Genomic DNA, 24,867 nt, shown 5'->3' on the forward strand with positions numbered 1-24,867 from the left:
TTTCATATTGCGAGTGATACCTAATCTAATCACCCGATTTTGTAATGAACTTTGTCCACAAGCCCATTATTTAGACAAACAGTCTGAAAAACTCGCAGATAGTTGACCGATAAACGTAAAGTAACTACCTGGTTTTACGTCAATACTTGCGCCAAGTGGGTCAAGAACACCGATTTTAGCGTCACTGCCACGAACCACCGACTCTACAACTGCTGGAGTAAATTGTGGCTCTGAGAAGACGCATTTAGCTTTACTTTCGGCAAGCGCAGTACGGATTTTTATCAAGGTTTTTGCGCCCGGTTTGCGCTCAGGACTCACGGTAAAATGGCCTAAACTGTTCAAGCCATAATCTTGTTCAAAATATGCATACGCGTCATGGAAAACAAAGTAGCCTTCCTGCTTAACGGGTGCTAGTTGCGCCGTCATTTGCTGTTTTTTCTCGGCGTATTGTTTCACAAACGCTTGGTAGTTCGCTTGGTATGCCTTCGCGTTGTCTGGGTCTACTTGTGCTAAGCGATCTTTGATGGCTTCTGCGGCTTGCAGTGCTGGCTTGTAGCCCAACCAAAAATGAGGGTCATGACTACCATGATCATGGCCATGGTGGTCATGATGATCGTGCTCTTCACCAAATTCACGTAGTGCTAAACCTTCAACCTCAGAGATGGTTAACACTGAAGACTGCTTTTCTAACACTTTTTCCATAAAGGGTTCGAGGTCATGACCAAACCAAATCACTAAGTCCGCATCGACCACTTTTTTCACATCCGAAGGACGCATTGCATAGTCATGAGGGGAAGTATTTGAGTTTAATAACACCTGAGGTTCAGTAACCCCTTGAGTGATCTCAGCAGTGATCATTTGGATAGGTTTAATACTAGTCAAAATCGTTTGAGCTTGTGCAGCAATAGGTAAGGCTGCTAAGGCACACAATAGAGCAATCTTTTTTTTCATCATCTTGTTCGATACACGAGTAGCTTTTGGGAGACCCAAATGTTACATTATAACACAAGTTAATTGCAAATGAGTTCCATTCATGTCGTCACTCGTCGAACTCGACACCATTACTGTGCAGTTTGATGGCCGAAAAGTCCTTGATAACGTTAGCTTATCTCTAAGTAGAGGTGAGATAACGACGCTTGTTGGCCCAAATGGTGCTGGTAAATCCACACTCGTAAAAGTTTTACTCGGACTTCAAAAGTCGTACCAAGGGAAAATTATTAAACCCAAAGGTCTTAAAATCGGCTACGTTCCACAAAAGTTGAAACTGAATGATTCACTGCCCCTTAACGTAGCAAGATTTCTCGCTCTAGCAGGTCGCTATAGCCAACAAGAAGTTTTAGAAGCGTTAACATTGGTGGGAGCTGAACACCTGCTCAAGTCAAATATGCACGCCCTCTCTGGTGGTGAAAACCAACGGGTGATGCTCGCTCGCGCCCTACTACAACGCCCTGATTTGCTGGTGTTAGATGAACCTGCGCAAGGGGTCGACGTTCAAGGGCAAATCGATCTGTATGATCTTATCAATACCATCCGCTATCGTTTTAACTGCGCGGTGTTTATGGTGTCGCACGATCTGCATTTGGTCATGGCGAAAACCGATCACGTTATTTGTCTACATCACCATATTTGTTGTTCTGGTGCACCGGCTGCGATTACCCAACATCCAAAATATATCGCGCTGTTTGGCCATCATTCACCACAAGAAAGCTTAGCGTTTTACCATCACCAGCATAGCCATCATCATCATGACTTAGCCGGTCAACCTGTTTCAGGAGAGGCGGATAGCTGTTCACATCACTCTCACGGGCACCATCACCATGATTGAGTTTCTATTACCTTCTATTATTGCTGGCCTTGGCATTGCACTTATTGCTGGCCCACTCGGCTCGTTTGTGGTTTGGCGTAAAATGGCCTATTTCGGTGATACTTTAGCTCACGCATCATTAATGGGCTTGGCTCTGGGGTTCCTGCTTGATATCAACTTGTATCTTGCACTCGTCATTTGCTGCTTAGCCTTAGCCGTGATTCTAGTCACGCTGCAAAAGCAGCAGCTAGTAGCAACCGACACGCTTCTGGGTATTTTGGCCCACAGTGCTTTGTCATTGGGCCTAGTAGCAGTGAGCTTTCTCGATAATGTTCGCATTGATTTGATGAGTTACTTATTCGGTGATCTGTTAGCCGTGTCACCTACAGATTTGATTTTCATCTATTCCGGTGCGATTGGTGTTGCGGTGGTACTTGCCGTGTTTTGGCGCCCACTACTTTCAACAACGGTCAATGAAGATCTGGCGGCCGTTGAAGGCCACAATACTGATTTAATGCGTCTTATCTTGATGCTATTGGTAGGTATGGTGATTGCGGTTGGTATGAAATTCGTTGGTGCGCTGATCATGACTTCGCTATTAATCATCCCAGCGGCAACGGCAAGACGCTTTGCTCAAACCCCTGAACAAATGGCTTTCATTGCTTCCGCTATCGGATCTATCGCAGTATTACTCGGCCTAAGCATGTCTTGGCACTTTGATACGCCAGCAGGCCCATCGGTTGTCATCAGTGCAACGGCGATGTTTTTACTCGGTCAGCTTAAAAAAGTCGCTTAGTTTTCTTGTTCTAACAAGCGTTATTGAGACAGCTATTCTTCACACAAAAAAGGCTTCCACGAGGGAAGCCTTTCTTTTATCTGTTGTACACAAGCGAGGTTATGCGCCTTCGTTGTGCAGCTCTAGATTTACTAGCTCTTGCTGAATTTCACGTTGCACTTTCGCATCGTCACTACGGAGTGACTCTAAGTACTCTAAGTACTGCTGAGAGATATCGCCAGTAACGTACTCACCGCTAAATACCGACGCTTCAAACCTAGCGATGTCACGGTTGCCTGAACCAACAGCATCTACCAAATCTTCGATAGTTTGGAAGATAAGCTCGTCTGCACCAATCTGCTTGCAGATTTGGTCATTGTCACGACCGTGAGCAATCAGCTCGTTTGCGCTTGGCATATCGATGCCATAAACGTTCGGGAAACGAATCTCTGGCGCAGCTGACACCATGAACACTTTCTTCGCGCCTGAATCACGAGCCATCTCGATAATCTGCTCTGACGTTGTACCGCGTACGATAGAGTCGTCGACCAGAAGAACGTTTTTGTCCTTAAACTCAGAACGAATCGCGTTAAGTTTACGGCGAACCGATTTCTTACGCTGCTGCTGACCTGGCATGATAAAAGTACGGCCAACGTAACGGTTTTTCACAAAACCTTGGCGGTATGGTTTATCAATCGCTTGAGCAATTTGCAGTGCAATATCGCAAGAAGTTTCAGGGATTGGAATCACCACATCGATATCTAAGTGGCTATATTCGTCACGAATGCGGTCACCTAGCTTTTTACCCATTTCAACGCGTGCGCTGTAAACCGAAATTTTGTCAATGAATGAATCTGGACGAGCAAAGTAAACGAACTCGAACATACATGGGTTAAGCTCTGGGTTGTCGGCACATTGTTGGGTGAACAATTCACCTTCAAAAGTCGCGTAAATCGCTTCACCTGGTGCTACGTCACGCACAAAGTCAAAACCAACCGCATCAAGCGCCACAGACTCAGATGCCACCATGTACTCTGTACGACCATCAATCTCACGTTTACCTAGGCATAGAGGGCGAATACCTTTTGGATCGCGAAAAGCAATCAGGCCGTGGCCGATGATCATCGCAACAACCGCGTATGCACCACGAATCGTGCGATGAACGTTTGTCACAGCGCGGAAAACATCATCAGAGTCTACATCACCCCGAACCGTATCAATCTCGTGCGCTAGCACGTTAAGCAATACTTCAGAGTCCGAAGTGGTGTTTAAGTGACGACGATCTTTCTCAAACAGTTTTTCACGAACTTCATGTGCGTTAGTTAAGTTACCGTTATGAGCCAGCGTAATACCAAATGGTGAGTTTACATAGAATGGTTGAGCTTCAGAGGCGCTCGCACTACCTGCTGTAGGGTAACGAACGTGCCCAATCCCTACTGTACCTTGCAGTCGTTGCATGTGTTTCGCTTCAAACACATCTTTCACTAATCCGTTCGCTTTACGCAGACGAAAACGATTGCTTTCTATGGTACAAATACCTGCGGCATCTTGGCCACGATGCTGTAATACCGTCAATGCATCATAAATAGACTGGTTTACAGGCGTAGTGCCCACGATTCCAACAATACCACACATGTCCTAACCCTCGATTTGCGACAATGGCTGGCGCGTCAAGACACGCCAGATAAGAAACTCGATTTAGCTTGTAAATGTTCAAAGAACGGACGAATGATTACTTGGAAATGCTCTACCAGTTGAGATTGTTGCCACCAGTCGTTTTGATTCAAGGTAGTAAAAATATCAACAAAGAACAGCACGCCAGAGACGATTAACACGCCACGTAATGCACCAAATACCACCCCGAGTATACGGTCGGTACCGGAAAGTCCTGTTTTCTGAACTAGCTGCCTTATTAAATAGTTAATCAAAGCGCCAATAATTAGCGTTGCTATAAATAGTGCAGCGATTGCAGCGCCGTCCCGAATCATGTCATCTTGAATTTTGGTGAAGTACACCGCCAATCGACTGTAGTACGTACTGGCGATAAAAACAGCGCCAAACCAAATTACCAATGACAAGGCTTCTTGAACGAAACCACGAATTAAACTGATCACAGCCGATAGGCCGATCACACTTAAAATGACAATATCTAACCAATTCATGTGTATTCACATTCTAAGTTGGCGCGCATTTTAACAGAAAAAATGCCGACGCAAACGTTTTCTTAAGGATTTAGTGGTTTAAATTTAAGCAATCGGCCTTTTGAACCGGTAATTTTTTCCAATTCTAAAATTTGGCGTTCTAGCTTATTTTTGGATACATCAGGACCGATGATCACGCGTGTAAAACCGTTTTCTAATTTGGTATGCGCTTGATAACCGCGTTTTTGAAGATCTTTGACCACATTCTTCGCGTTATCTGCATTCTTCAATGCCATCAACTGAATGATCCAAGCACTATCTTGGTACTCATTCTTCTCTGGCACTTCTTTCACCACGACCGGAAGCGGTTTGTCGTCAACGACAGCCTCTTTTTCATCTTGAGGCGGTGTTTCTACCACAACCTCGACTGGTGTCGGTGGAAGCGCACTGTTGTCTTCTTCAGGCTGTAAAACCTCAAAGGTCTCAACGTCACTTTGTAATTCCGGCTTAATTGGAATACTGGCGATCTCTTCTTGATAGTGTGTTTTCTTGCCATCTAACACATCAGGCAAAAAAATCGCACCCAAGGAAACGAGTATTACAGTACCGACTAGGCGATTTTGGAATTTACTTGCCATTTATGCTCCTTTGTTATGCCAGTGCTCAAGAACCTCACCAACCGTGTGGAATGAGCCGACGACAATGATGACATCTTGACTGCTTACTTTTGTCATCGCTGCATCAAATGCCGCGACAGCGCTTTCGTAACGAGTTGTATCTTCAGGTAAGTAAGCACATAACTCTTCCGCTTTCGCCGCTCTTGGCCCAGTCAGTGAAGCTGGATACCAAGCCGTTGCAAGAGGGGATAAGATCTCTAACGTCGATTTGATGTCTTTGTCATGCAACATCGCGACTACCATGTGAATCACTTTGTCAGGGTATCGCTGCTGAACTCGCTCAACCAAATACTGCGCAGAATGCGGATTATGAGCCACATCCAACAACACTGTTGGCTGCGAATGAATCACTTGCATACGACCCGGCAACTGAGCATTGCGTAAGCCATTAACGATGTTTACATCACTCAAGTCTAAATGCGCGGTCGCAAGCGCCATCAACGCTGTTGCTGCATTGGGTAGAGGTAGGTTTGGTATTGGTAAATCGGTCAGTTCAAAACTGCCATGTTGCCAACGCCAAGTGGTCTCAGAGGTCGTTTCGTATTCATATTGAATACCCACCTGATAAAACTCCGCTTGAATATCATCAGCATGTGCGGCAACGGTTGCCGGTGCTTTAGGTTGACCACAAATTGCGGGTCTATCAGTGCGAAAGATACCCGCTTTTTCAAAACCGATCACATTGATGTCGTCACCGAGCCAATCTACATGGTCGATGGCTAAACTCGTAATCAGCGAAACATCGTGATCCACAACATTAGTTGCATCCAATCGCCCGCCTAAGCCAACTTCTAGCAAAACAACATCGACTTTTTCTGTTTGGAACAGACGAAGCGCTGCTAACGTGCCGTACTCAAAAAAGCTTAAGCTGATGTCACCACGTTGCTGCTCAATAAAATCGAAAGCTTGGACATGCTTTTCATCAGCCAGATCTTGGCCATTGATACGCACACGTTCATTATAACGAATAAGGTGTGGGGAGCTGTAAACACCGACAGAGTAACCTGCATCAAGCAAGATAGCTTCCATCATGGCGCAGGTAGAACCTTTACCGTTGGTTCCGGCAACTGTAATCACAGTGGGTGCTGGTTTGGTAAGGTTTGCTTTGGTCGCGACAGCTTGGACACGGTCTAAACCGAGATCTATCGCAGAGGTGTGGATATTTGTTAAATAATCAAGCCACATCGTAAGTGAAGATGTGGCTTGAGGAATTTGGGTTTGACTCATCTAACTTTAACCAAAAATTGGTGGTTGCTGTTAGTGCGTTACTTTACCCTTTTTCGTCAGCTTCTGGTACAGAATACTCAGGTTCTTGCGGAGAATCGTTCACAGAAACGACTAATGGTGACGCGCTGTTTGTCAGTTTCGCCAATAGGCTACCAACACGTTGGCGCATTTCACGACGATCAACAATCATATCAATCGCACCATGCTCTAGTAAGAACTCACTGCGTTGGAAGCCTTCCGGTAGATCTTCACGTACCGTTTGTTCAATCACGCGACGACCAGCAAAACCGATCAATGCTTTTGGCTCACCGATGTTGATGTCACCTAGCATCGCTAGACTTGCAGAAACACCACCCATTGTTGGGTCAGTCATCACTGAAATGAAAGGTAGGCCTTTCTGAGACAAGCGCTCTAGCGCAGCACTGGTTTTCGCCATTTGCATCAGAGACATCAATGCCTCTTGCATACGAGCACCACCACTTGCAGAGAAACATACAAGGCCGCAGTTGTTTTCCATTGCTGCTTCTACCGCTTTTACAAAGCGAGCACCCACAACAGAACCCATAGAACCACCCATAAAGGTAAATTCAAAGGCACATGCCACAACTGGAACACCAACAACTTCACCCTGCATTACAACTAACGCATCTTTCTCACCACTGCTCTTTTGTGCAGCAGAGATACGGTCTTTGTATCGCTTCGAGTCTTTGAATTTTAGTTTGTCCATTGGCTCTAGATCGTTTGCCAACTCAACTCGATTGTTTTCATCAAGGAAAGTTTCCAAACGACGGCGCGCTCTCATGCGCATGTGATGATCACATTTAGGACATACTTCGAGGTTACGCTCTAGTTCAGCGTGATAAAGCACCTGCTCACATGAAGTACATTTAGTCCAAACCCCTTCAGGAATAGACGCTTTACGTGAACTAACGATGTTGCTTTTTTCTAAAATCTTTTCAAGCCAACTCATGGAAGACCTTTTCTCTATCTCTCTTCCGCGCCATGCGAAAGATACAAAATCTGAATTTATGCGTGAGGATTAAAGCACATAAAATGCCAACTGTAGACAAAAAACTGGTTGTACCTATTTTTGCTACGCTGAGCCAATCGTTTACAATCGATACCATACAGCAAATACTATATAGGTTTATCAGTTAATTAGCTAAATTCTCACATTATTTGAACAGTTTACCTCGATTTAGTTCAAATCGTCAGGCAAAAACAGTGGGCCAATCGGCACTCTTGGCAATTCGAACTGTTGTGGGTAATCCACATCGACCAAATATAAGCCTTCCGCTTTTGCGGTCGCACCAGCCAGTTTGCGATCTTTTGCCGCCAACAACCATTCAATCCACTCAGGCTCTTTTTCACCACGACCAACACAAATCAGGCTACCAGTGATGTTACGAACCATATGGTGAACAAACGCGTTCGCTTTGATATCAATCACCACATATTGGCCATGACGAGTCACATTTAAGTGCATCAAATTGCGCCAAGGGGTGCGCGACTGACAGTGCACTGCGCGAAATGAAGTAAAATCGTTCTCGCCTAACAGATATTGAGCCGCTTGATGCATTTTCTCTTCATCTAGCTCGCCGTGGTAGTGGCTTACACCTGAGCTCAAAATGCCAGGTCGCAACGCACTATTAAAGATGATGTAACGATAGCGGCGAGCCGTTGCCGAGAAACGAGCGTGAAACTCTTCTTCTGGCACTTCCTTTGCCCATCGTACCGCAATATCGCCCGGCAGATTCGCATTCGCTCCCATTGTCCAAGCCACCATTTTACGGCTGGCTGTTGTATCAAAGTGGACAACCTGACCTGTACCATGCACTCCCGCATCAGTGCGGCCTGCACATTGAACTTCTACCGGATGATTAGCGACTTTACTTAATGCTTTTTCAAGCTTTTCCTGCACGCTTTGAACTTCTCTTTGACGTTGCCAGCCAAAGTAATGAGTGCCGTTATACTCAACACCTAAAGCAATTCTCATCTTGGTCTCTCTTAGAACATGGGGCGGGCAGTATAACGAAACTAATATGAGCTTCAAGTCACCGCGATTATTTAGGAAATTTGGAATAAGAAAGGGGCGAATATCGCCCCTCTATCTTGCAACAAAGGCTGTTAGCGTCCGTTGATAGCATCAATCAGATTTTTAGCTTCTCGACGAATGTCATCGCTACCATCGACAATTGCTTCTTCAAGCAACTTAATCGCGCCATTTGAATCATTCATTTCCATGTATATTTTAGCTAAGTCTAGCTTACCTGCGGCTTCTGCATTAGCATCCACGTCAGTTTGCGAGACATTACCAATCACATCAGGAAAATCACTTAAACCTACATCGAGCTTAAGTTCTTCTTCATCTGGGTTAACTTGCTGCTCTTCTAAATCCACTTCCGCCATCAGTTCATCAATGGTTCGGTATTGATTGTCTTTTGGATTAAAGTCCGCAAGGCTATCTTGGCTTTCCCAATCTTCGTTGAGCACTTTCGCTTGAGATGGCTGGTTATCACTATCCCATGCTTGTAACTCATCTTCAGGAATGTCATCTGAGATTGTTGCCTGCTGCTCTGGAGAAAGACTGAAGCCATTCCAATCTTCACCGCCCATCTCAAGCATGGCATCAATGTCTAGGCCTGCTGCATCACTGGTCTGCTTATCCACTGATTGAGCGATTGGCTGGTAATCATCTTGACCTTCTGCAAGCAGTTCATTGAAAGCATTCTCATCAAAGTCAGACTCTGGCGCCAACGCCGTTTGCGCTGTGTCACCCGCGCTAAATAGATCCGCTAGAGCATCCCTATCATCAAGTTCAGATTCTAATGCCGTCTCTAATTCAGTTTCTTCGGCTAGTTCTGCTGGTGCTTCAGGTTCAACTTCAGCTACTGACTCTTGAACTGCATCGGCTAAAGCATCTTGCTCGCTATACTCTGGCAGTTCCAGATCATCGAAGCTGAAGGTTTCTTCCGCTTGCTCTACTGGTGCTTCAGGTTCGGCTTCAGCCACAGGCTCTTGAACTGCATCTGCAAGTGCATCGGCTTCGCTAAACTCAGGAAGTTCCAAATCATCAAAGCTGAAGGTTTCTTCTGCTTGCTCTGCTGGCGCTTCAGGTTCGGCTTCAGCCACAGGCTCTTGAGCAGCATCGGCTATAGAATCTTGTTCACTATATTCAGGAAGTTCTAGATCATCGAAGCTGAAGGCTTCTCCCGCTTGCTCTGCTGGCGCTTCAGGCTCGGCTTCAGCTACAGGCTCTTGGACTGCATCTGCTAAAGCGTCTTGTTCGCTATACTCAGGAAGTTCTAGATCATCGAAGCTGAAGGCTTCTTCCGCTTGCTCTACTGGCGCTTCAGGCTCGGCTTCAACTGCAGGTTCTTGAACTGCGTCTGCTAAAGCATCTTGCTCGCTATACTCAGGAAGCTCTAGATCATCAAAGCTGAAGGCTTCTTCTGCTTGCTCGACTGGCGCTTCAGGCTCTGCTTCAGCCACAGGCTCTTGGGCAGCATCGGCTATAGCGTCCTCTTCACCATATTCAGGCAACTCCAAATCATCGAAGTTAAATGATTCTTCTACTTGCTCTGCCGGCGCTTCAAGCTCGGCTTCCGCCGCTGGCTCTTGAACGGCATCTGCAAGCGCATCGGCTTCGCTATACTCAGGAAGCTCTAGATCATCAAAGCTGAAGGTTTCTTCGACTTGTTCTACTGGTACTTCAGGCTCGGCTTCAACTGCTGGTTCTTGAGCTGCGTCTGCTAAAGCATCTTGTTCGTTATACTCAGGTAGCTCTAGATCATCGAAACCGAAGGCTTTTTCGGCTTGCTCTACTGGAGCTTCAGGTTCGACTTCCGCCACAGGCTCTTGGGCTGTATCTGCTAAAGCGTCTTGTTCGCTATACTCAGGAAGCTCTAGATCATCAAAGCTAAAGGCTTCTTCGGCTTGCTCATCTGGCGTTTCAGGCTCGGCTTCAGCTACAGACTCTTGGACTGCATCTGCTAAAGCTTCTTGTTCGCTATACTCAGGAAGCTCTAGATCATCAAAGCTAAAGGCTTCTTCGGCTTGCTCATCTGGCGTTTCAGGCTCGGCTTCAGTTCCAGGCTCTTGGACTGCATCTGCTAAAGCTTCTTGTTCGCTATACTCAGGAAGCTCTAGATCATCGAAGTTAAATGACTCTTCAGTTTGCTCTGCTGGTGCTTCAAGTTCTGCGTCTAACTCTTGAGTCTCGGCTAAAGGTGACTCTAGCGGCTTCTCTACAGAATCGAGTGTATCTTGAGTGTTTGCTTGCTCTGTGACAGCTTCTGACACCACCTCAGCAGATTCAGGCTCTGCTTCAAGCTCTGGCTGAAGGTCTGGCTGAAGGTCTGAGCGTAGCTGTGCTAAAGGGCTTTCCGCTTCAATTTCGTCATCAATTAACCAATCATCATCACTTGGCGTGCCAAATTCATTATCGACGGTTTCTAGCGATGACGTTGGTTTAGATTCCTCAACCTGCGCAGTTTCCTCTAGGGCAATTGGCTCAGGTTCAGACATTTCTACTTCAGGAACATCTAATTCTGACGCGTCTGGCTCTGAAGCCTCTGAGCTTGAAACATCAAGATTTGACTCGTCTTCGTAGTCAAACTCATCTAGGAGAGGATCCGCTTCAGGCGCAACGTTCAGCATATCGTCTAAGAAATCTTCACTCGAAAACTCTTTAGAAACTTCAGGTTGCGGTGCGACCTCACTTTCAGCTAGCAGCTCATCTGCAGATGAACTTTCTAGCTCAGGTTCTTGCTGCTCAACCTGAGAAGACAAAACTTCTTCGCTAGTTTCAGTAATTAGTTCACTGTCAGCGTCACCCGAACTCTTCTCAATTTCGAGTAATTCTTCAAATAGGTCTGTGCCGTCATCGCCCAATGCAGAGTCGCTTTCTTCTTCTGCATCATCGGTCACCAGTTCATCTAACAGGTCGATGCTATTGTCCGTCACTGCGGTCGATACTGAAGATGGCTCATCATCATCGAGCAACTCATCAAGCATCTCGATAGAATCTGCGTCTAACTCGGCAGACTCTTCATCATCAAAACCGTTGTCAGCCAGCAGTTCATCCAACAAGTCGGTACTATCGGCCGCTTGTTCAGGTGTCCGGTTCTCTTCCAATAGCTCATCGAGCATATCAACGGAGTTGGCATCCAAATCAGGCAGGTCATCGTCACTCAGGCCGTTATCTGCGAGTAATTCGTCAAGTAGCTCTGTGCTATCACTGTCGGCAACTAAAGAAGGCTCGTCGCTAGATTCACTATCAGACAGCAACTCATCGAGCATTGCAGCTGAATCAGCATCAATATCAGTTAAGGTATCGTCTTCTGCTTCTTCAAGTAACTCATCAAGTAGCTCGGTATTGTCATCTTCGACGCTTAGATCAAATCCTGAATCGGCTTCATCGAGCAGCTCATCAAGCATTTGTGTCTGACTCAAATCTGATTCAGCTTGCTCGGTAGACTCATCAAACAGTTCACCGAACAGATCGGTGCTTTCTTGTTCTAGCTGCGCCAGACCGTCATCTTGAGTGCTTGTTTCTTCTGACTCAGCATCCAGTTGGTCTAGATTCGCCTGAGATTCGATTTGTGCAAATAGGTCATCAATTTCACTGTCTGAGGCAATATTGACTGAATCAAGCTGTTCTTCGCTTTCATCACTTAAATCAAACGCGTTATCGCCTTCATCTAATAAGTTATCAAACGATAAACTGTCATCATCATCGGCAGCTTCCGTCAGTAACTCATCAAGCATCGCTTGGTCTAAATCGGAATCGCCTAGGTCTTCGCTATCTTGAAGGGCTGAATTAAAGAGATCATCGAGATCGCTTTGATTTATCTCACCACCAGAAAGGTCAAACTCTTGTTCTTGATCATCAGAATCCTCAATGATGACATCATCAAGGGCTCGCTCCATCTCTTCAAGACCGAGCGCTTTTTCTTCACCACTCACACTGATGCCATTTGAGCTGACATCAAGGTCGGCTAATGCTTCGTCAAGGTCGCCATCGTCGCCGATTGCAGCGAATGGGTCTTCGCCATCTTCACCTTCTAAGTTGAAGTCTAAATCGTTGTCATCAAGGTCAGCAAAGACATCCAATTCATCGGACGTTTGCCCCTCTTCACCTGTGTCATCAGAGAACAGCAACTCATCGTCACTTGATTCACCGAACAGATCATCATCTAGACCAAGTTCATCATCATCTAGACTTTCATCCAATGTATCCGCCGCCATTGGTGCAGCTGGAGTCATAGGCGCTTGTGTTTGTTCAGTCACGGCTGGTTCTGCGGCTTGCTCTTTCTTACGACCTAGTACCATCACTAGGATTAAACCGATTAGCAGCCCAGGAATAATCGCTAATGCAGCAACAAGCCAGCCATTCGATAAGATATTATCCAGCGTAGATGGTGCATTAAGTTGTTGCTCAGCCAGTCTTTGGCGCTCTGCTTCTAATAATTTTTCGACTTCAGAACGAATACGAGTTTCATCACCGAGTTCGTCTTTTAGGCCATCTACTTCTGTTTGAACTTCAGCCAGCATTAAGCGCAAGCGATGGTTCTTTTCTTCTAGTGCCACCAGCTCGCTATCAGCCATATCTACTGGTTCAGTCACTTTTGGCTTAGTTGGTTTAGTCGTAACTGGTTTTTCAGCCTCCGCTACCGGTTTAACGTCAACGTCAACAGATTGAAGTTGTGGCGTTTCAGCGACAGGCTTGACTTTAGTTGGTTGAGCTTTTGGCTCAGGAACATTAGCGGTTTGAGTCGCTGGAGTATTCGATGGCTGCTCTGCGTCTAAGCGAGCTTGGTGCAAGTTCATCACACGCACGGCTTCATCAGTCGAAACGCTTTGCACTTGCGTTAATGATGGAATGCGAATGGTGCTATTTGGAACCAGCGTATGGATATTTTGATTTTCAAACGCCTGAGGGTTTAGCTGATAAATGGCAAGTAGCGTTTGCTGAACAGAAACTCGATTAGATGGACGTAGACGGGAAGCAATACTCCACAGCGTTTCTTGCTGCGAGGTTGGGCCGTAGAAACGAGAAGGCTCGCTTACCGGTGCTCGGTTACGATTAACTTGTTCAGAATATTGCGGTGAGTTTTGCAACTCACCATTCGGCCCTGTTAGGCGAATACTTTCTGCACTTACGATGTTTGTCTGAGTCACGGCTACTAAAGCGATTGGCATTAGCAGACGTTGAAGAAGTCGACGCATAGAAGGCTCAGCTAGGTGCTCAAAAATTATTTTTACAGTGATCTGCTAAATATATCGGATCATGGTGGCAAAACTATAGCTGTAGAGCCAAAAAATGTGTGCCTAGCTCGATAATCGCATTAATCTCACACATTTTTTTCAAGATCGATTAAAAAAGCCCCGCTAATCTAGCGAGGCTTCGTATTGGGTATTGATAGAATTAGTAGTAATCGCGAATCAATACTTCTGCAATCTGCACAGCGTTGGTTGCTGCACCTTTACGAACATTGTCCGCCACAACCCACAGGTTAATGCCGCTATGATGGCTGATGTCGTTACGAATACGACCGACCATTACGTGGTCTTTACCGCCTGCATCACGAACTTGTGTTGGGAAATCTTCGCCGTGGAACACTTCGATACCATCGGTATTTTCCAGCATTTGAACTACTTCTTGTGCATCGATTGGCGCTCGAGTTTCAACATGAACCGCTTCCGCGTGACCATAGAACACAGGAACACGAACACACGTTGGGTTAACTGTGATTGATGGGTCATTGAAGATTTTTTGTGTTTCCCACACCATCTTCATTTCTTCTTTGGTGTAACCGTTTTCCATCATCTGATCGATTTGTGGAATACAGTTAAACGCAACCTGTTGGCTGAACTGCTCAGTTTCCGCAGGAAGACCGTTCAAAAGCTTAGCCGTTTGACCCGCTAACTCATCGATCCCCCCCTTACCTGCACCTGATACAGATTGGTAAGTAGATACGTTAATGCGCTCAATGCCCACTGCATCGTGAATCGGTTTCAGAGCGACTAACATCTGAATTGTTGAGCAGTTTGGGTTAGCGATGATATTACGGTTACGGAATTCAGCAATCGCTTCTGGGTTTACTTCTGGCACAACCAGAGGAATATCGTATTCGTAGCGGTAGTGTGACGTGTTATCAATCACAACCACACCGTAATCTGCCGCTACTGGAGCCCATTTAGCGGATAATTCACCGCCCGCTGAGAATAGAGCAATGTGAGCTTGAGACCAGTCAAACTCTTCAACGTTTTGTACACGTACCGTTTTGCCATTGAAGCGGTATGTTTTACCTTCGCTACGCTCGCTTGCTAGTAGAAAAATCTCACCTACTGGAAACTTGCGCTCTTGCAGCACCTCAATGATGGTCTCACCTACAGCGCCTGTTGCGCCTAGTACGGCCACGTTAAATTGTTGGCTCATTCATCTACCTCAATTTGAAAACCTAGTTTTGCTAATGGCTCAAGATTGCAATTATCTCGACCAACTAGCTTTACTGCGCCATATTCACGGCGATCCCAGTATGTCTTGCGCATTTGGTCAAATGCACCTGGCTTATGGATCTCACGACGGAATAAGGCGTCATCTTTGCGCACATCATAAATTATCTGAGTCAGATTGTGCAGCGTTGCTTCATCCCAAGCGCGATCTAATTCTAGCTGAGGAATGGGCGCAATCGGCAGTAACTCGTGCGCAGTGGCTGCGAGGGGTTTACCCAAGAACTCACAGTAACTATTAAAAATCATCGTCGTGCCGCGTGCTTTACCTTCTAGGCCATAGCCAGCGACATGAGGGGTGGCGAATGCTAGCAGAGGTAGCAGTTCCATATCAACCTGAGGTTCAAACTCAAACACATCTAGTGCTGCGGTAAAGCCATCTGCTTTGGCTAATCGCTGTTTCAACGCTTGGTTATCAACCACTGGGCCACGCGCAGCATTAATCAGAATTTGATCGCCTCGTAGATTATCTAGCACTTGCTGATTGATTAAATGATGGGTCGGATGCTCGCCATCACGAGTAATTGGCGTATGCATTGTGATGACATCAGCCTGCTCAAGTAACTCATTAAGTGGCGTAAAATGACGCGTATCACCCGCAAGTTGCTTGGGTGGATCATTTAAAAGCACTTTAATACCAATGCCTTCCAAGCATTGCTGCAAGTAGCTACCGACTTGACCTGCACCGATAATACCCACGGTTTTATCAAATACAGAAAAGCCTTGCTGCTGCGCAAGTACCATCAAGGCACTAAACACGTACTCAGCAACACCTACCTTGTTACAACCCGGAGCGGCAGTAAAGAAGATACCCTTGTCTTGCAAAAGCGCTTGATCCACGTGATCCATTCCAGCCGTTGCAGTGCCGACAAATTTCAATTTGTTGCCTTTAGTAATCAGCTCCGCATTCACTTTAGTGACAGAACGAATCATCAAGGCATCAACATCAATAAGATCATCAGCAGTTAATGTACGACCCGGCTTAAGTACCACCTCACCCAGTTGGCTAAACAGCTCTTCTGCATAAGGCATATTTTCGTCAATTACAATTTTCATTTTGTTCGTTCGCTATCCATTTGCTCTGATTGTGCAAAAAACCGCGTGGAGTGTCGAGAGATTGTAGAAGAGTAGCCCATAAAAAGAAAAAACCCGGCTATATAGCCGGGTAAACTTCCAGAACAAAAGGAATTTGACCCGCTCTCCATGGGCCAAAATCTGCGTCTGTTCGACCGCCTTTCAGCGGTCAAGCTCTGGAAACTGGATTGCCATTATCCCCAATATGTTGGAGTGGCGAATTCAGTTAGCCTTGATACTTCTTGATAACTAGCGTTGCGTTAGTACCACCGAAACCAAAGCTGTTTGACATAACTGTGTTCAGTTCAACGTCACGTTTCTCTGTTACGATGTCTAGACCTTGTGCTGCGTCATCTAGATTTTCAACGTTAACACTTGGCGCTACGAAGTTGTTGTGTAGCATCAGTGTTGAGTAGATCGCTTCATGTACACCTGCTGCACCTAGTGCGTGACCTGTCATCGCTTTAGTTGCAGAGATTGCTGGGCTGTTTTCACCAAAGATTTCTTGGATTGCGCCTAGCTCTTTCACGTCACCAACTGGCGTTGAAGTACCGTGAGTGTTCACGTAGTCAATCGCATCGACATCTTGCATTGCCATCTTCATACAACGAACCGCGCCTTCGCCCGATGGTGCTACCATGTCGTAACCATCTGAAGTTGCGCCGTAGCCTACGATCTCACCGTAGATTTTCGCGCCGCGTGCTAGAGCATGTTCTAGTTCTTCAATAACCATCATGCCGCCGCCACCAGAGATAACGAAACCGTCACGGTCTGCATCGTAAGTACGTGATGCTTTATCTGGCGTCTCGTTGTATTTCGTCGATAGAGCACCCATCGCATCAAACATCATGGTTAGAGTCCAATCTAGCTCTTCACCACCACCTGCAAATACGACGTCTTGCTTACCAAGTTGAATCAGTTCCATTGCGTGACCAATACAGTGTGCTGAAGTTGCACATGCAGAGCTCATTGAGTAGTTCACACCACGGATTTTAAACGGGGTCGCTAGACAAGCAGAAACCGTTGAAGACATAGTACGAGGTACCATGTAAGGGCCAATACGCTTAACGCCTTTCTCACGCAGCGTATCTACCGCTACCGCTTGGTTTAGTGATGAAGCACCACCAGAACCCGCAACGATACCGGTACGGTCGTTAGATACTTGGTCTTCAGTTAGACCTGCATCTTCAATTGCTTGCTGCATTGATAGGTATGCATACGCAGCCGCATCACCCATAAAGCGCATCTGTTTACGGTCGATGTGCTCTGCTGGGTTGATTTTTAGATCACCCCATACTTGTGAACGCAGACCTTTTTCTTTGAACTGCTCTGATGCAGTAATACCAGACTTACCTGTTTGTAGAGACGCTAGAACTTCTTCGACGTTGTTACCGATACTTGAAACAATACCCATACCGGTGATTACGACTCGTTTCATTATGACATTCCTATAATTTCAATTTCCGCTAGATGATAACCAAGTTAGTTAGGAAAAGTGGTCAGCTTTCCCTTAAAACCGTACAATCGTCATCACTTTCTCGTCATTTTTCATAAATTGCAGACACTATGACTATCATAACTAACGCTCAGCTCGATTGGAATGAAGCAGGCACACCTGTTTCTGACCAGTTTGATGATGTCTACTTTTCTAACGTTAACGGCCTAGAAGAAACACGTTACGTGTTTTTACAGCAAAATCATCTACCACAAAGATGGCAGCAATATGACCAACGCCGCTTCGTTATCGCTGAGACAGGTTTTGGTACTGGTTTAAATTTCTTAGCGGTATGGCAATGGTTTGAGCAATTTAAGCAAGAGAACCCTGATGCACCTCTAAAAGAGCTGCACTTCATCAGTTTTGAAAAATACCCGTTAAGCCAACAAGATTTAGTCAAAGCCCATCAATCTTGGCCTGAGCTTGCTAAATATGCAGAGCAGCTACAAGCCCACTACCCGATTGCAGTGCCTGAGTGTCAGCGTATTGTGCTCGCTGATGGCGCTATTACTCTCGATTTATGGTTTGGTGATATCAAAGATTGCATGCCACTTGTACCTGTGCCACAACAAGGCGTTGTGGATGCGTGGTTTTTAGATGGTTTTGCGCCAAGTAAAAACCCTGAAATGTGGAACCAAAACCTGTTCGATGGCATGGCAAAATTGGCTAAGCAAGATTGTACTTGTGCGACCTTTACCGCAGCTGGGTTTGTTCGCCGAGGTCTAATTGATGCTGGTTTTGACATGAAAAAAGTCAAAGGCTTTGGCACCAAGCGAGAAATGATTACCGGAGCACTGACTAAGCGAAATGACCATAGCAATGAGAAACCATGGTTCCATCGCTCTGCGAGTGAATCTCATGACAACATCGCCATCGTTGGTGGTGGCATTGCCAGCGCCGCCCTGGCCCGTACACTTGTGCGTCGTGGTCAAAAAGTGACCCTGTATTGCCAAGATGAAAAACCTGCACAAGGTGCATCAGGCAATCGCCAAGGCGCGGTGTATCCACTACTTAATGGCGACCATTCTGGTGTATCACGTATGTTTGCGCCGGGTTTTCTGTTTGCTCGTCAGTTTGTAGAGCAAGCCGCTGAGATGATTTCTTTTGATCACGATTGGTGTGGCGTCACTCAGCTAATGTGGGACGAAAAATCAGCCACTAAGCTAAGCCACATGCTCGGTGGCAAGTTTGACTCTCAGTTAATTCAAGAGCTAAACCAGCAGCAGACCGAGCAAATCATTGGCCTACCGATTGATATGCCTAGCGTGCATTACCCGCTAGGGGGTTGGTTGTGCCCTGCCGAGCTCACTCAAGGCATTATTGCTCAGCTTGAACAATCACCACTGTTTACCGCTCACTTTAATCACAAAGTCGATAAACTGGAAAAGCAACAGCAATGGCAGTTAACGGTTGGAGAACAAACCTTTACCCACGATTGTGTGGTGATCGCTAATGGCCATCAGTTTAATCAGTTAGCGCCAAGTAAAGCTATTCCACTTGGGCAGGTAAAAGGCCAAGTAAGCCACATTCCAACAACCGCCGATTTAAGCAAGTTGAAAACGGTGTTGTGTTACGACGGCTACATGACGCCCGTAAACCCTAACAACCAACATCATTGCATTGGTGCAAGTTACGATCGTAGCCACATCGACTCTGTTTTTGACCCATTCGCCCAGCAAGAAAATGGTGAGAAACTGCAAAAATGTGTGCCTAACCAAGCATGGCCAAATGATGTCGATACTTCTGGCAACCAATCGCGCCAAGGTGTTCGCTGTGTTAGTCGTGACCATTTACCGTTTGTCGGCAATGTCGGTGATTTCGAGCAAATCAAACTAAGCTACGCCAACTTGCAAACTACTGCGCAAGATGATGCCGAAAACACACCACATCATGACAATCTATTTTGCTTATTAGGCCTTGGTTCACGTGGCTTAAGCTCTGCGCCTTTGATGGCTGAGTTACTTGCATCGCAGATTTGTGGCGATCCGCTACCACTGCCAGTAGACGTACTGGAAACCTTAGACCCAAGCAGAATGTGGGTAAGAAAGCTGAAAAAAGGCAAAGCAATTACTGAGGTCTAATACCCAAAAACCAATTGAAAGCGCAGTAAAGTTACTGCGCTTTACACACTAAATTACTTTTGAACAAAGTCCTCTAGATCAACCGATTTCCCATGGTAAATGTCCAAAATGGCATTAAACACATCAAAGAACTTTCCATCTGAATATGTATTCGCAATCATCGCTATTGATGTTCCGTCATATTCAAAGTATCCATAGACTGACAAAAATGAATCCAGCGACCCTGTATGACCATGCATAGTTCGGTAGTAGTACGGTATCTTTTCTAACCCCATACCATGTTGATTCGTCATGCCTTTCATCAAGGTTAAAGAATCTGGAGAAATCAATTCTCCGTTAAACAGCGCATAAGAAAATCGGGTGAGATCTTCGGCCGTCGAGACCATTGAACCAGAGCCTCGTACATAACTGCCTGAGCAATCCATATCTTCATACCACTTATCTTCATAAAAATAGAATGAATCGATGTATCCCTCACACCCATTGGTTGCACATAGGAAAGTGTTTTCTAAACCTAACTTCGAAATAATCTTTTCGTTGAGTAACTCACCAAAATCTTTCTGCGCGACTTGCTCAACAATGCCAGACAAAAGTACATAATTAGAATTGGAATAAGATTTATACATTGCAGGAGGTAAAGTCGGTTGATAAGACGCAATTAGATCAACCATTTTCTCTTGATCGTAAACTCCTTTGCATTGCTCGATAAGCAACTCTCTTTCGACACTGGTATAGTTGAAAATACCACTCCAATGCATCAGCATTTGACCAATAGTAATACTTTCTGCATTAGGGATTGAGGGGTAGAACCTCGATAATGGCGTATCTAAACTCAACTTACCTTGCTCAATGAGTCGGAAGACGAGCACCGCTGTAAAGGTCTTTGAAATTGAAGCTATTTTATATCGAGAGTTCTTTTGAATCGGTAAACGTTCAACCTTGCCAAACCACCCATACTCTACCTTAGAGAACCCTGTTTGGTGGCTATAAACCGAATTAGCATTATCCCGAATATCCACACTCACCCACAAAACATTCTCTTCAGCTAATGCATTCAGGAATGTATCCAATTTTTCTCTTTCAAAGCTATGACTACTTACACCAAAGCTGGTTAGAGATAGGAAAGCAAATCCTACCAAGGACATTATTTTCCCAAACAGTGAATACTTTAAAAACAAACGCTTAACCTCGATAAACACGTAGACCTTGTCAATCTATCAGTCGTTTAACCTGTTAAAAAACGAAGTTTTATAAATCATCACTTTTTGCGAAATATTTCAATAAAACAACAAAGCCAAATGTATACGTACATTTGGCTTATGTAGGTAGTGTGAATTTCAATCACTCATCCTTTAATAGCTCTACAGTTTGCTTTATTTGCTGGGTTAGCTCTTGATTTTTAAACGCGCCCGCTTCTAAATCAAAGTTGTCGTAAAAGCTTGGAATAGAGAGTGATGCTTTCACCTCTGCGCCAAAGTAACCCGCAGAGCCAGCAGCCGCTGCTAATACATTGGACGCGCCACCAGGGCCTGGAGAAGTGGCTAAATAGATGGCTGGTTTATCTTGAAATACGTTGCGTTCGATTCGAGAGCTCCAATCAAACAGGTTCTTATACGCCGCCGTGTATGCGCCATTGTGCTCAGCAAAAGAAATGACTAACGCATCCGCCTGCGCAATATCAGCAAGAAACGCTTTAGCGCCTTCCGCTTGGCCAATTTCTTTTTCTTTGTCTTCACTAAAAAGTGGAACGTCATAATCATTGAGGTCTAACACCGTCACATCGGCATTATCGATCAAGTTAGCTGCGTAGCTGGCGAGGGTTTTATTGATGGAGTTAGAGCTAGTCGAAGCTCCAAAAGCGATGATTTTCATTGTGGCGTTCCTTACTTTGCAAATGACTATGGTCTAAGCATAGAAACTAAGCAAAAAAGCAACCACCACAATTATTAAAATGAGTCATTCTAAATAACTGAATAACCTTAAGCGTGGTTTAGCAAATCCAACCAAAGGTCATTAACAATAATACGATCAGCCGGTGTTAGCTCAGAGCGCGCTTCATCAAGGCTAACGATGATTCGATTTTTTAACTCTTCTACATCGTTGATGCCTTCTTCTTCACATGATGCTGCAGACAAAGAAATGTGTCCACGTAAGTAGCCACCAGCAAACAGCTCATCATCAGAAGCAGTTTCAATTCGTGCATCGATCAGCTCTAAAAGCTTCTCTTCAAATTCAATTATCATCGTATTCGCTTTGTTTAATCAGTTTGACTTTCAAAAAGAGAGCAGAGCTTCTCACATTGGGAAAACGAACGCAAATGCTAATAAACACAAGGGTTCGCGATGTGGCATAGGCTATGCAATCTCTCACTGACATACGCAATTTTAGTGAGGGAACACCATGAAAAAGAGAAAAATAACCACCTTAGGGCTAGCTTTGAGTGGTTCGATATTTGCCGCACTACCTGCACAAGCGGAAACGCCTTTTTCATCCTGTCCCACACAAGCCTTTTTGATTCAAAATCCAACTGGCGTACCTGTTTCCTACGGTATGAATATTGATTTAGGTAGCTACGCTGTATTGAGCTCTAATTTGGGCGCAGCCAAAATCAACGCCGTGGGTTTTAGCCAGCAAGACGATTTCATTTATGGCTGGGATTACGGCGCGAAGTCTCTCGCCAAAATCGATAGCACCTTTACCAAATATCCACTTGCTGTAAACAAACCGAGTAGTGCTCCCAGCTCCATTTATGTTGGTGATGTCGCTGTCGATGAATATGCATGGTATGGCTACCGCCCGGGAAGCGGCCTGTTTCGCGTTGATTTAGATACCCTAGACATGACGCTCGTTGCCAACAGCGCTCAATTTGGCTCACCGGCGATTTTTGATATCGCGTTTCACCCAGATAATGGCTATGCCTACAGCGTAGATAGCAATGGTTACTTACATCGTATTGATGTGAATGCAGGCACCAGCACTCGCCTCAATCAACTGCTCGATAAAACGGAACTCGGTTTTAAACTCACTTTTGGCGCGGTCTATTTTGATGTCGACGGTAACCTCTATTTGAGTAACAACAGCAACGGCTATGTATACAAAGTGGCGCTGGATGGCACTAATTCCTCAGCTTCTTTTTACTCTTACGGCCCATCGAGCAACTCTAATGACGGCGCGCGCTGCGCACTCGCACCCGTTGAACCCAGTGAGAATACTGACTTTGGCGACGCACCTGACAGTTATCAAACCAAGTATGCCTCTTCAGGCGCTCGCCACGGCATTACCTCGCTCATGCTTGGTAGCACAATTGATGGTGAAACCGAAGCCTACGAATACCCACTGAGTGATGATGCGTCAGACGGAAGCGACGATGATGACGGCATCTCATTCCCGACCCAGCTTGAAACTGGCGGCTTGAATCTGGTTATCGCGACGGTATCGGGAAGCAGCTCAGGCTCTGTACTTAACGGCTGGATCGATTGGGACCAAAACGGGCAATTTGATGATGACGAACAAGTGCTGAGCGACCAGTCCGTTAGCGATGGTAGTAATACGCTCTACATTGACGTGCCTGCATGGGCATCAGCTGGAGATACTTGGGCGCGCTTTCGTCTAAGTAATACCAGTGGCATCGGGCCATTTGGCGGTGTCGCGCAAGGGGAAGTGGAAGATTATCAAGTGGAAGTGACTGAAACAGGCGTGACAACTGAGTACTACCCTACAGGGTCTAGTTACACCAGTTTTGCCTACGAAGATCAGTACCCCGTATCAGGCGATTACGACCTCAATGATGTATTAATGAACGTTAAATACACTGAGTACATTCAAAACGATCAAGTGATACGCGCCAAAATCGAAGGTAAAGTCGCTGCGCTTGGCGGAGACTATCACTCTGGGTTCGCGATTCATTTACCCAATGTACCAGTATCGGATGTCCGTGAAGAATCGGTGCAACTGACTATTAATGGCCAACCAGTTTCCGGTGAAATTTTAGAATCAGGCACGACCGATGCGGTATTCATTATCCATCAAGATTTGTGGCAATTAGTGACAGCTGGTGAAGCAGAGCAATGCACCTACTTTAGAACTCAAGAAGGTTGTGGAACCGCTTATCGCCCTACTTGGACATTACAGTTTAAGTTCCAAAACCCGATCAGCACCAGCAGTATGCCCGACTTACCTTACGACCCATTTATTTTTGCGTCTCCGGGTTTCTACTATGGCGACATCGGCTATCAGTTAACGGGCGGCTACCCAGGACGTGGATTGGAGATTCACCTTAAAAACCAAGCGCCAACCGACAAATTTGATACGCGCTACCGCAATCTAGGTGTCGATAGTGGCAATGGTTCAAACACCCACTTCCAAACCAGCAATGGTTTACCTTGGGCTATTGAGATTCCAACCGATTGGCAACACCCAAAAGAGGCAATAAGCATTCTAGATACTTACGCCAAGTTCGCTGATTTCTCTCAAGATAGCTCAGGAAACACCGAGCCCAACTGGTACACCGACCCTAACAGCAACAACGCCTATTCAGACTAAGGAGAAGTCTCATGAGTAATGCTCTAACAGCAATCAAATACTATTTTTACTTATTACTCACAGCACTTCTCATTGGTTGTGGTGGTGGCGGAGGAGGTGGCAGTAATGGAGGAAGCGGTGGCTCAGGCAGCACAACACCACCAGCCACAACCAATACCCTGACCGTTCAAGATCTGGCTATCGACCCAGATAACAAACTTGAGTCGGTGTATCAGGTGGATATTGATGTTGATATCTCCGCAACATCGACACAAAGGGCTTTCATTTCGGTTTGCGACAACAGCGACGCCAAAGGTGATATCAGCCAAGTCGACTTTGACATGTGCTTACTTAAGAGTTCACTGACACAAGGTAAAGGCAGTTTCGATTTACGCGTCGCCAACCACTGTGAAGAGCTCATCGCGGTAATTTGGATTATGGAGCAAGGCCGTCAACCGATGACTTACACCTTAAGCCACGATAATCAGCGCGAAACCACCTGGACAATTAACTAAATCACCCTCACAGACAGCTCAATCAAAAAACCGCCATCAA

At 45.6% G+C, this 24,867-nt stretch carries 19 protein-coding genes; 5 read left to right on the forward strand and 14 right to left on the reverse strand.

The window, feature by feature from the left end; all coding sequences use genetic code 11:
* Nucleotides 1–66 precede the first annotated feature (66 nt).
* The gene (znuA, locus tag MU515_RS05870) at nucleotides 67–951 is read right to left on the reverse strand and encodes a zinc ABC transporter substrate-binding protein ZnuA (RefSeq protein WP_260259470.1); all 885 of its coding nucleotides are present in this window, start codon (nucleotides 949–951) and stop codon (nucleotides 67–69) included.
* Between the two features lie 82 nt (nucleotides 952–1,033).
* Here znuA and znuC point away from each other — a divergent pair, with 82 nt between their 5' ends.
* Nucleotides 1,034–1,825, forward strand: coding sequence for a zinc ABC transporter ATP-binding protein ZnuC (gene znuC / locus MU515_RS05875; protein ID WP_260259471.1), 792 nt, complete (start codon nucleotides 1,034–1,036; stop codon nucleotides 1,823–1,825).
* A complete protein-coding gene (gene znuB / locus MU515_RS05880; protein ID WP_260259472.1) occupies nucleotides 1,818–2,600 on the forward strand; it encodes a zinc ABC transporter permease subunit ZnuB in 783 nt (260 codons plus the stop codon). Before znuC ends, znuB begins: the two co-directional genes overlap by 8 nt.
* 99 nt (nucleotides 2,601–2,699) lie before the next feature.
* Here the strand turns inward: znuB and purF are convergent, their stop codons facing one another.
* The 10 genes from purF to fabB all read right to left on the reverse strand — a co-directional run bounded on the left by purF (nucleotide 2,700) and on the right by fabB (nucleotide 17,653).
* Entirely contained in the window at nucleotides 2,700–4,214 is a 1,515-nt protein-coding gene (gene purF, locus MU515_RS05885) for an amidophosphoribosyltransferase (RefSeq protein WP_260259474.1), read from the reverse strand.
* A 35-nt stretch (nucleotides 4,215–4,249) separates the two neighbouring features.
* A complete protein-coding gene (locus tag MU515_RS05890; protein ID WP_260259475.1) occupies nucleotides 4,250–4,741 on the reverse strand; it encodes a CvpA family protein in 492 nt (163 codons plus the stop codon).
* 62 nt (nucleotides 4,742–4,803) lie between these two features.
* Complete coding sequence (locus tag MU515_RS05895; protein WP_260259476.1) at nucleotides 4,804–5,358, reverse strand: SPOR domain-containing protein; 555 nt, start codon at nucleotides 5,356–5,358, stop codon at nucleotides 4,804–4,806.
* The gene (folC, locus tag MU515_RS05900; RefSeq protein ID WP_260259477.1) at nucleotides 5,359–6,624 is read right to left on the reverse strand and encodes a bifunctional tetrahydrofolate synthase/dihydrofolate synthase; all 1,266 of its coding nucleotides are present in this window, start codon (nucleotides 6,622–6,624) and stop codon (nucleotides 5,359–5,361) included.
* Between the two features lie 43 nt (nucleotides 6,625–6,667).
* On the reverse strand, nucleotides 6,668–7,594 hold the full coding sequence (accD, locus tag MU515_RS05905; protein ID WP_260259478.1) for an acetyl-CoA carboxylase, carboxyltransferase subunit beta: 927 nt from the start codon (nucleotides 7,592–7,594) through the stop codon (nucleotides 6,668–6,670).
* 228 nt (nucleotides 7,595–7,822) lie between these two features.
* Entirely contained in the window at nucleotides 7,823–8,620 is a 798-nt protein-coding gene (truA, locus tag MU515_RS05910; RefSeq protein WP_260259479.1) for a tRNA pseudouridine(38-40) synthase TruA, read from the reverse strand.
* 131 nt (nucleotides 8,621–8,751) lie between these two features.
* The gene (locus MU515_RS05915) at nucleotides 8,752–13,854 is read right to left on the reverse strand and encodes a FimV/HubP family polar landmark protein (protein WP_260259480.1); all 5,103 of its coding nucleotides are present in this window, start codon (nucleotides 13,852–13,854) and stop codon (nucleotides 8,752–8,754) included.
* A 199-nt stretch (nucleotides 13,855–14,053) separates the two neighbouring features.
* Nucleotides 14,054–15,067 (reverse strand): aspartate-semialdehyde dehydrogenase, encoded by a 1,014-nt coding sequence (locus MU515_RS05920; RefSeq protein ID WP_260259482.1) that lies wholly within the window; start codon nucleotides 15,065–15,067, stop codon nucleotides 14,054–14,056.
* Nucleotides 15,064–16,197, reverse strand: coding sequence for a 4-phosphoerythronate dehydrogenase (locus MU515_RS05925; RefSeq protein ID WP_260259484.1), 1,134 nt, complete (start codon nucleotides 16,195–16,197; stop codon nucleotides 15,064–15,066). The genes MU515_RS05920 and MU515_RS05925 overlap by 4 nt, the downstream gene beginning before the upstream one ends.
* 244 nt (nucleotides 16,198–16,441) lie before the next feature.
* Nucleotides 16,442–17,653, reverse strand: a complete 1,212-nt coding sequence (gene fabB, locus MU515_RS05930; protein ID WP_260259486.1) for a beta-ketoacyl-ACP synthase I — start codon at nucleotides 17,651–17,653, stop codon at nucleotides 16,442–16,444.
* A 128-nt stretch (nucleotides 17,654–17,781) separates the two neighbouring features.
* On the opposite strand from fabB, the gene mnmC reads away from it, so the two are divergent.
* Nucleotides 17,782–19,791, forward strand: a complete 2,010-nt coding sequence (mnmC, locus tag MU515_RS05935; RefSeq protein ID WP_260259489.1) for a bifunctional tRNA (5-methylaminomethyl-2-thiouridine)(34)-methyltransferase MnmC2/FAD-dependent 5-carboxymethylaminomethyl-2-thiouridine(34) oxidoreductase MnmC1 — start codon at nucleotides 17,782–17,784, stop codon at nucleotides 19,789–19,791.
* A gap of 53 nt (nucleotides 19,792–19,844) precedes the next feature.
* Here the strand turns inward: mnmC and MU515_RS05940 are convergent, their stop codons facing one another.
* From MU515_RS05940 to MU515_RS05950, 3 genes are all read right to left on the reverse strand, one after another.
* Nucleotides 19,845–20,936 carry a serine hydrolase domain-containing protein gene (locus MU515_RS05940; RefSeq protein ID WP_260259490.1) on the reverse strand — a complete coding sequence of 364 codons (1,092 nt, stop codon included), beginning with the start codon at nucleotides 20,934–20,936 and terminating at the stop codon, nucleotides 19,845–19,847.
* A 196-nt stretch (nucleotides 20,937–21,132) separates the two neighbouring features.
* On the reverse strand, nucleotides 21,133–21,663 hold the full coding sequence (locus tag MU515_RS05945; RefSeq protein WP_260259491.1) for an NADPH-dependent FMN reductase: 531 nt from the start codon (nucleotides 21,661–21,663) through the stop codon (nucleotides 21,133–21,135).
* A gap of 107 nt (nucleotides 21,664–21,770) precedes the next feature.
* Nucleotides 21,771–22,034, reverse strand: coding sequence for a YfcL family protein (locus tag MU515_RS05950; RefSeq protein WP_260259492.1), 264 nt, complete (start codon nucleotides 22,032–22,034; stop codon nucleotides 21,771–21,773).
* Between the two features lie 157 nt (nucleotides 22,035–22,191).
* Here MU515_RS05950 and MU515_RS05955 point away from each other — a divergent pair, with 157 nt between their 5' ends.
* Both MU515_RS05955 and MU515_RS05960 read left to right on the forward strand, forming a co-directional pair.
* On the forward strand, nucleotides 22,192–24,333 hold the full coding sequence (locus MU515_RS05955; protein WP_260259493.1) for an LruC domain-containing protein: 2,142 nt from the start codon (nucleotides 22,192–22,194) through the stop codon (nucleotides 24,331–24,333).
* An 11-nt stretch (nucleotides 24,334–24,344) separates the two neighbouring features.
* Nucleotides 24,345–24,827 (forward strand): hypothetical protein, encoded by a 483-nt coding sequence (locus MU515_RS05960; RefSeq protein WP_260259494.1) that lies wholly within the window; start codon nucleotides 24,345–24,347, stop codon nucleotides 24,825–24,827.
* The last annotated feature ends 40 nt before the right edge of the window (nucleotides 24,828–24,867 follow it).

The sequence above is a fragment of the Vibrio intestinalis genome (assembly GCF_025195085.2).
Classification (GTDB): Bacteria; Pseudomonadota; Gammaproteobacteria; order Enterobacterales; family Vibrionaceae; genus Vibrio; species Vibrio intestinalis.

Excerpts from the sequence above, each read along its gene's own strand:
- MU515_RS05890 (WP_260259475.1), bottom strand. The coding sequence starts at position 4,741 with ATGAATTGGTTAGATATTGTCATTTTAAGTGTGATCGGCCTATCGGCT.
- MU515_RS05940 (WP_260259490.1), bottom strand. The coding sequence starts at position 20,936 with ATGTCCTTGGTAGGATTTGCTTTCCTATCTCTAACCAGCTTTGGTGTA.
- mnmC (WP_260259489.1), top strand. The coding sequence starts at position 17,782 with ATGACTATCATAACTAACGCTCAGCTCGATTGGAATGAAGCAGGCACA.
- MU515_RS05895 (WP_260259476.1), bottom strand. The coding sequence starts at position 5,358 with ATGGCAAGTAAATTCCAAAATCGCCTAGTCGGTACTGTAATACTCGTT.
- truA (WP_260259479.1), bottom strand. The coding sequence starts at position 8,620 with ATGAGAATTGCTTTAGGTGTTGAGTATAACGGCACTCATTACTTTGGC.
- MU515_RS05945 (WP_260259491.1), bottom strand. The coding sequence starts at position 21,663 with ATGAAAATCATCGCTTTTGGAGCTTCGACTAGCTCTAACTCCATCAAT.
- MU515_RS05915 (WP_260259480.1), bottom strand. The coding sequence starts at position 13,854 with ATGCGTCGACTTCTTCAACGTCTGCTAATGCCAATCGCTTTAGTAGCC.
- purF (WP_260259474.1), bottom strand. The coding sequence starts at position 4,214 with ATGTGTGGTATTGTTGGAATCGTGGGCACTACGCCTGTAAACCAGTCT.
- MU515_RS05950 (WP_260259492.1), bottom strand. The coding sequence starts at position 22,034 with ATGATAATTGAATTTGAAGAGAAGCTTTTAGAGCTGATCGATGCACGA.
- MU515_RS05955 (WP_260259493.1), top strand. The coding sequence starts at position 22,192 with ATGAAAAAGAGAAAAATAACCACCTTAGGGCTAGCTTTGAGTGGTTCG.
- znuC (WP_260259471.1), top strand. The coding sequence starts at position 1,034 with ATGTCGTCACTCGTCGAACTCGACACCATTACTGTGCAGTTTGATGGC.
- fabB (WP_260259486.1), bottom strand. The coding sequence starts at position 17,653 with ATGAAACGAGTCGTAATCACCGGTATGGGTATTGTTTCAAGTATCGGT.
- znuB (WP_260259472.1), top strand. The coding sequence starts at position 1,818 with ATGATTGAGTTTCTATTACCTTCTATTATTGCTGGCCTTGGCATTGCA.
- folC (WP_260259477.1), bottom strand. The coding sequence starts at position 6,624 with ATGAGTCAAACCCAAATTCCTCAAGCCACATCTTCACTTACGATGTGG.
- MU515_RS05925 (WP_260259484.1), bottom strand. The coding sequence starts at position 16,197 with ATGAAAATTGTAATTGACGAAAATATGCCTTATGCAGAAGAGCTGTTT.
- MU515_RS05920 (WP_260259482.1), bottom strand. The coding sequence starts at position 15,067 with ATGAGCCAACAATTTAACGTGGCCGTACTAGGCGCAACAGGCGCTGTA.
- accD (WP_260259478.1), bottom strand. The coding sequence starts at position 7,594 with ATGAGTTGGCTTGAAAAGATTTTAGAAAAAAGCAACATCGTTAGTTCA.
- znuA (WP_260259470.1), bottom strand. The coding sequence starts at position 951 with ATGAAAAAAAAGATTGCTCTATTGTGTGCCTTAGCAGCCTTACCTATT.
- MU515_RS05960 (WP_260259494.1), top strand. The coding sequence starts at position 24,345 with ATGAGTAATGCTCTAACAGCAATCAAATACTATTTTTACTTATTACTC.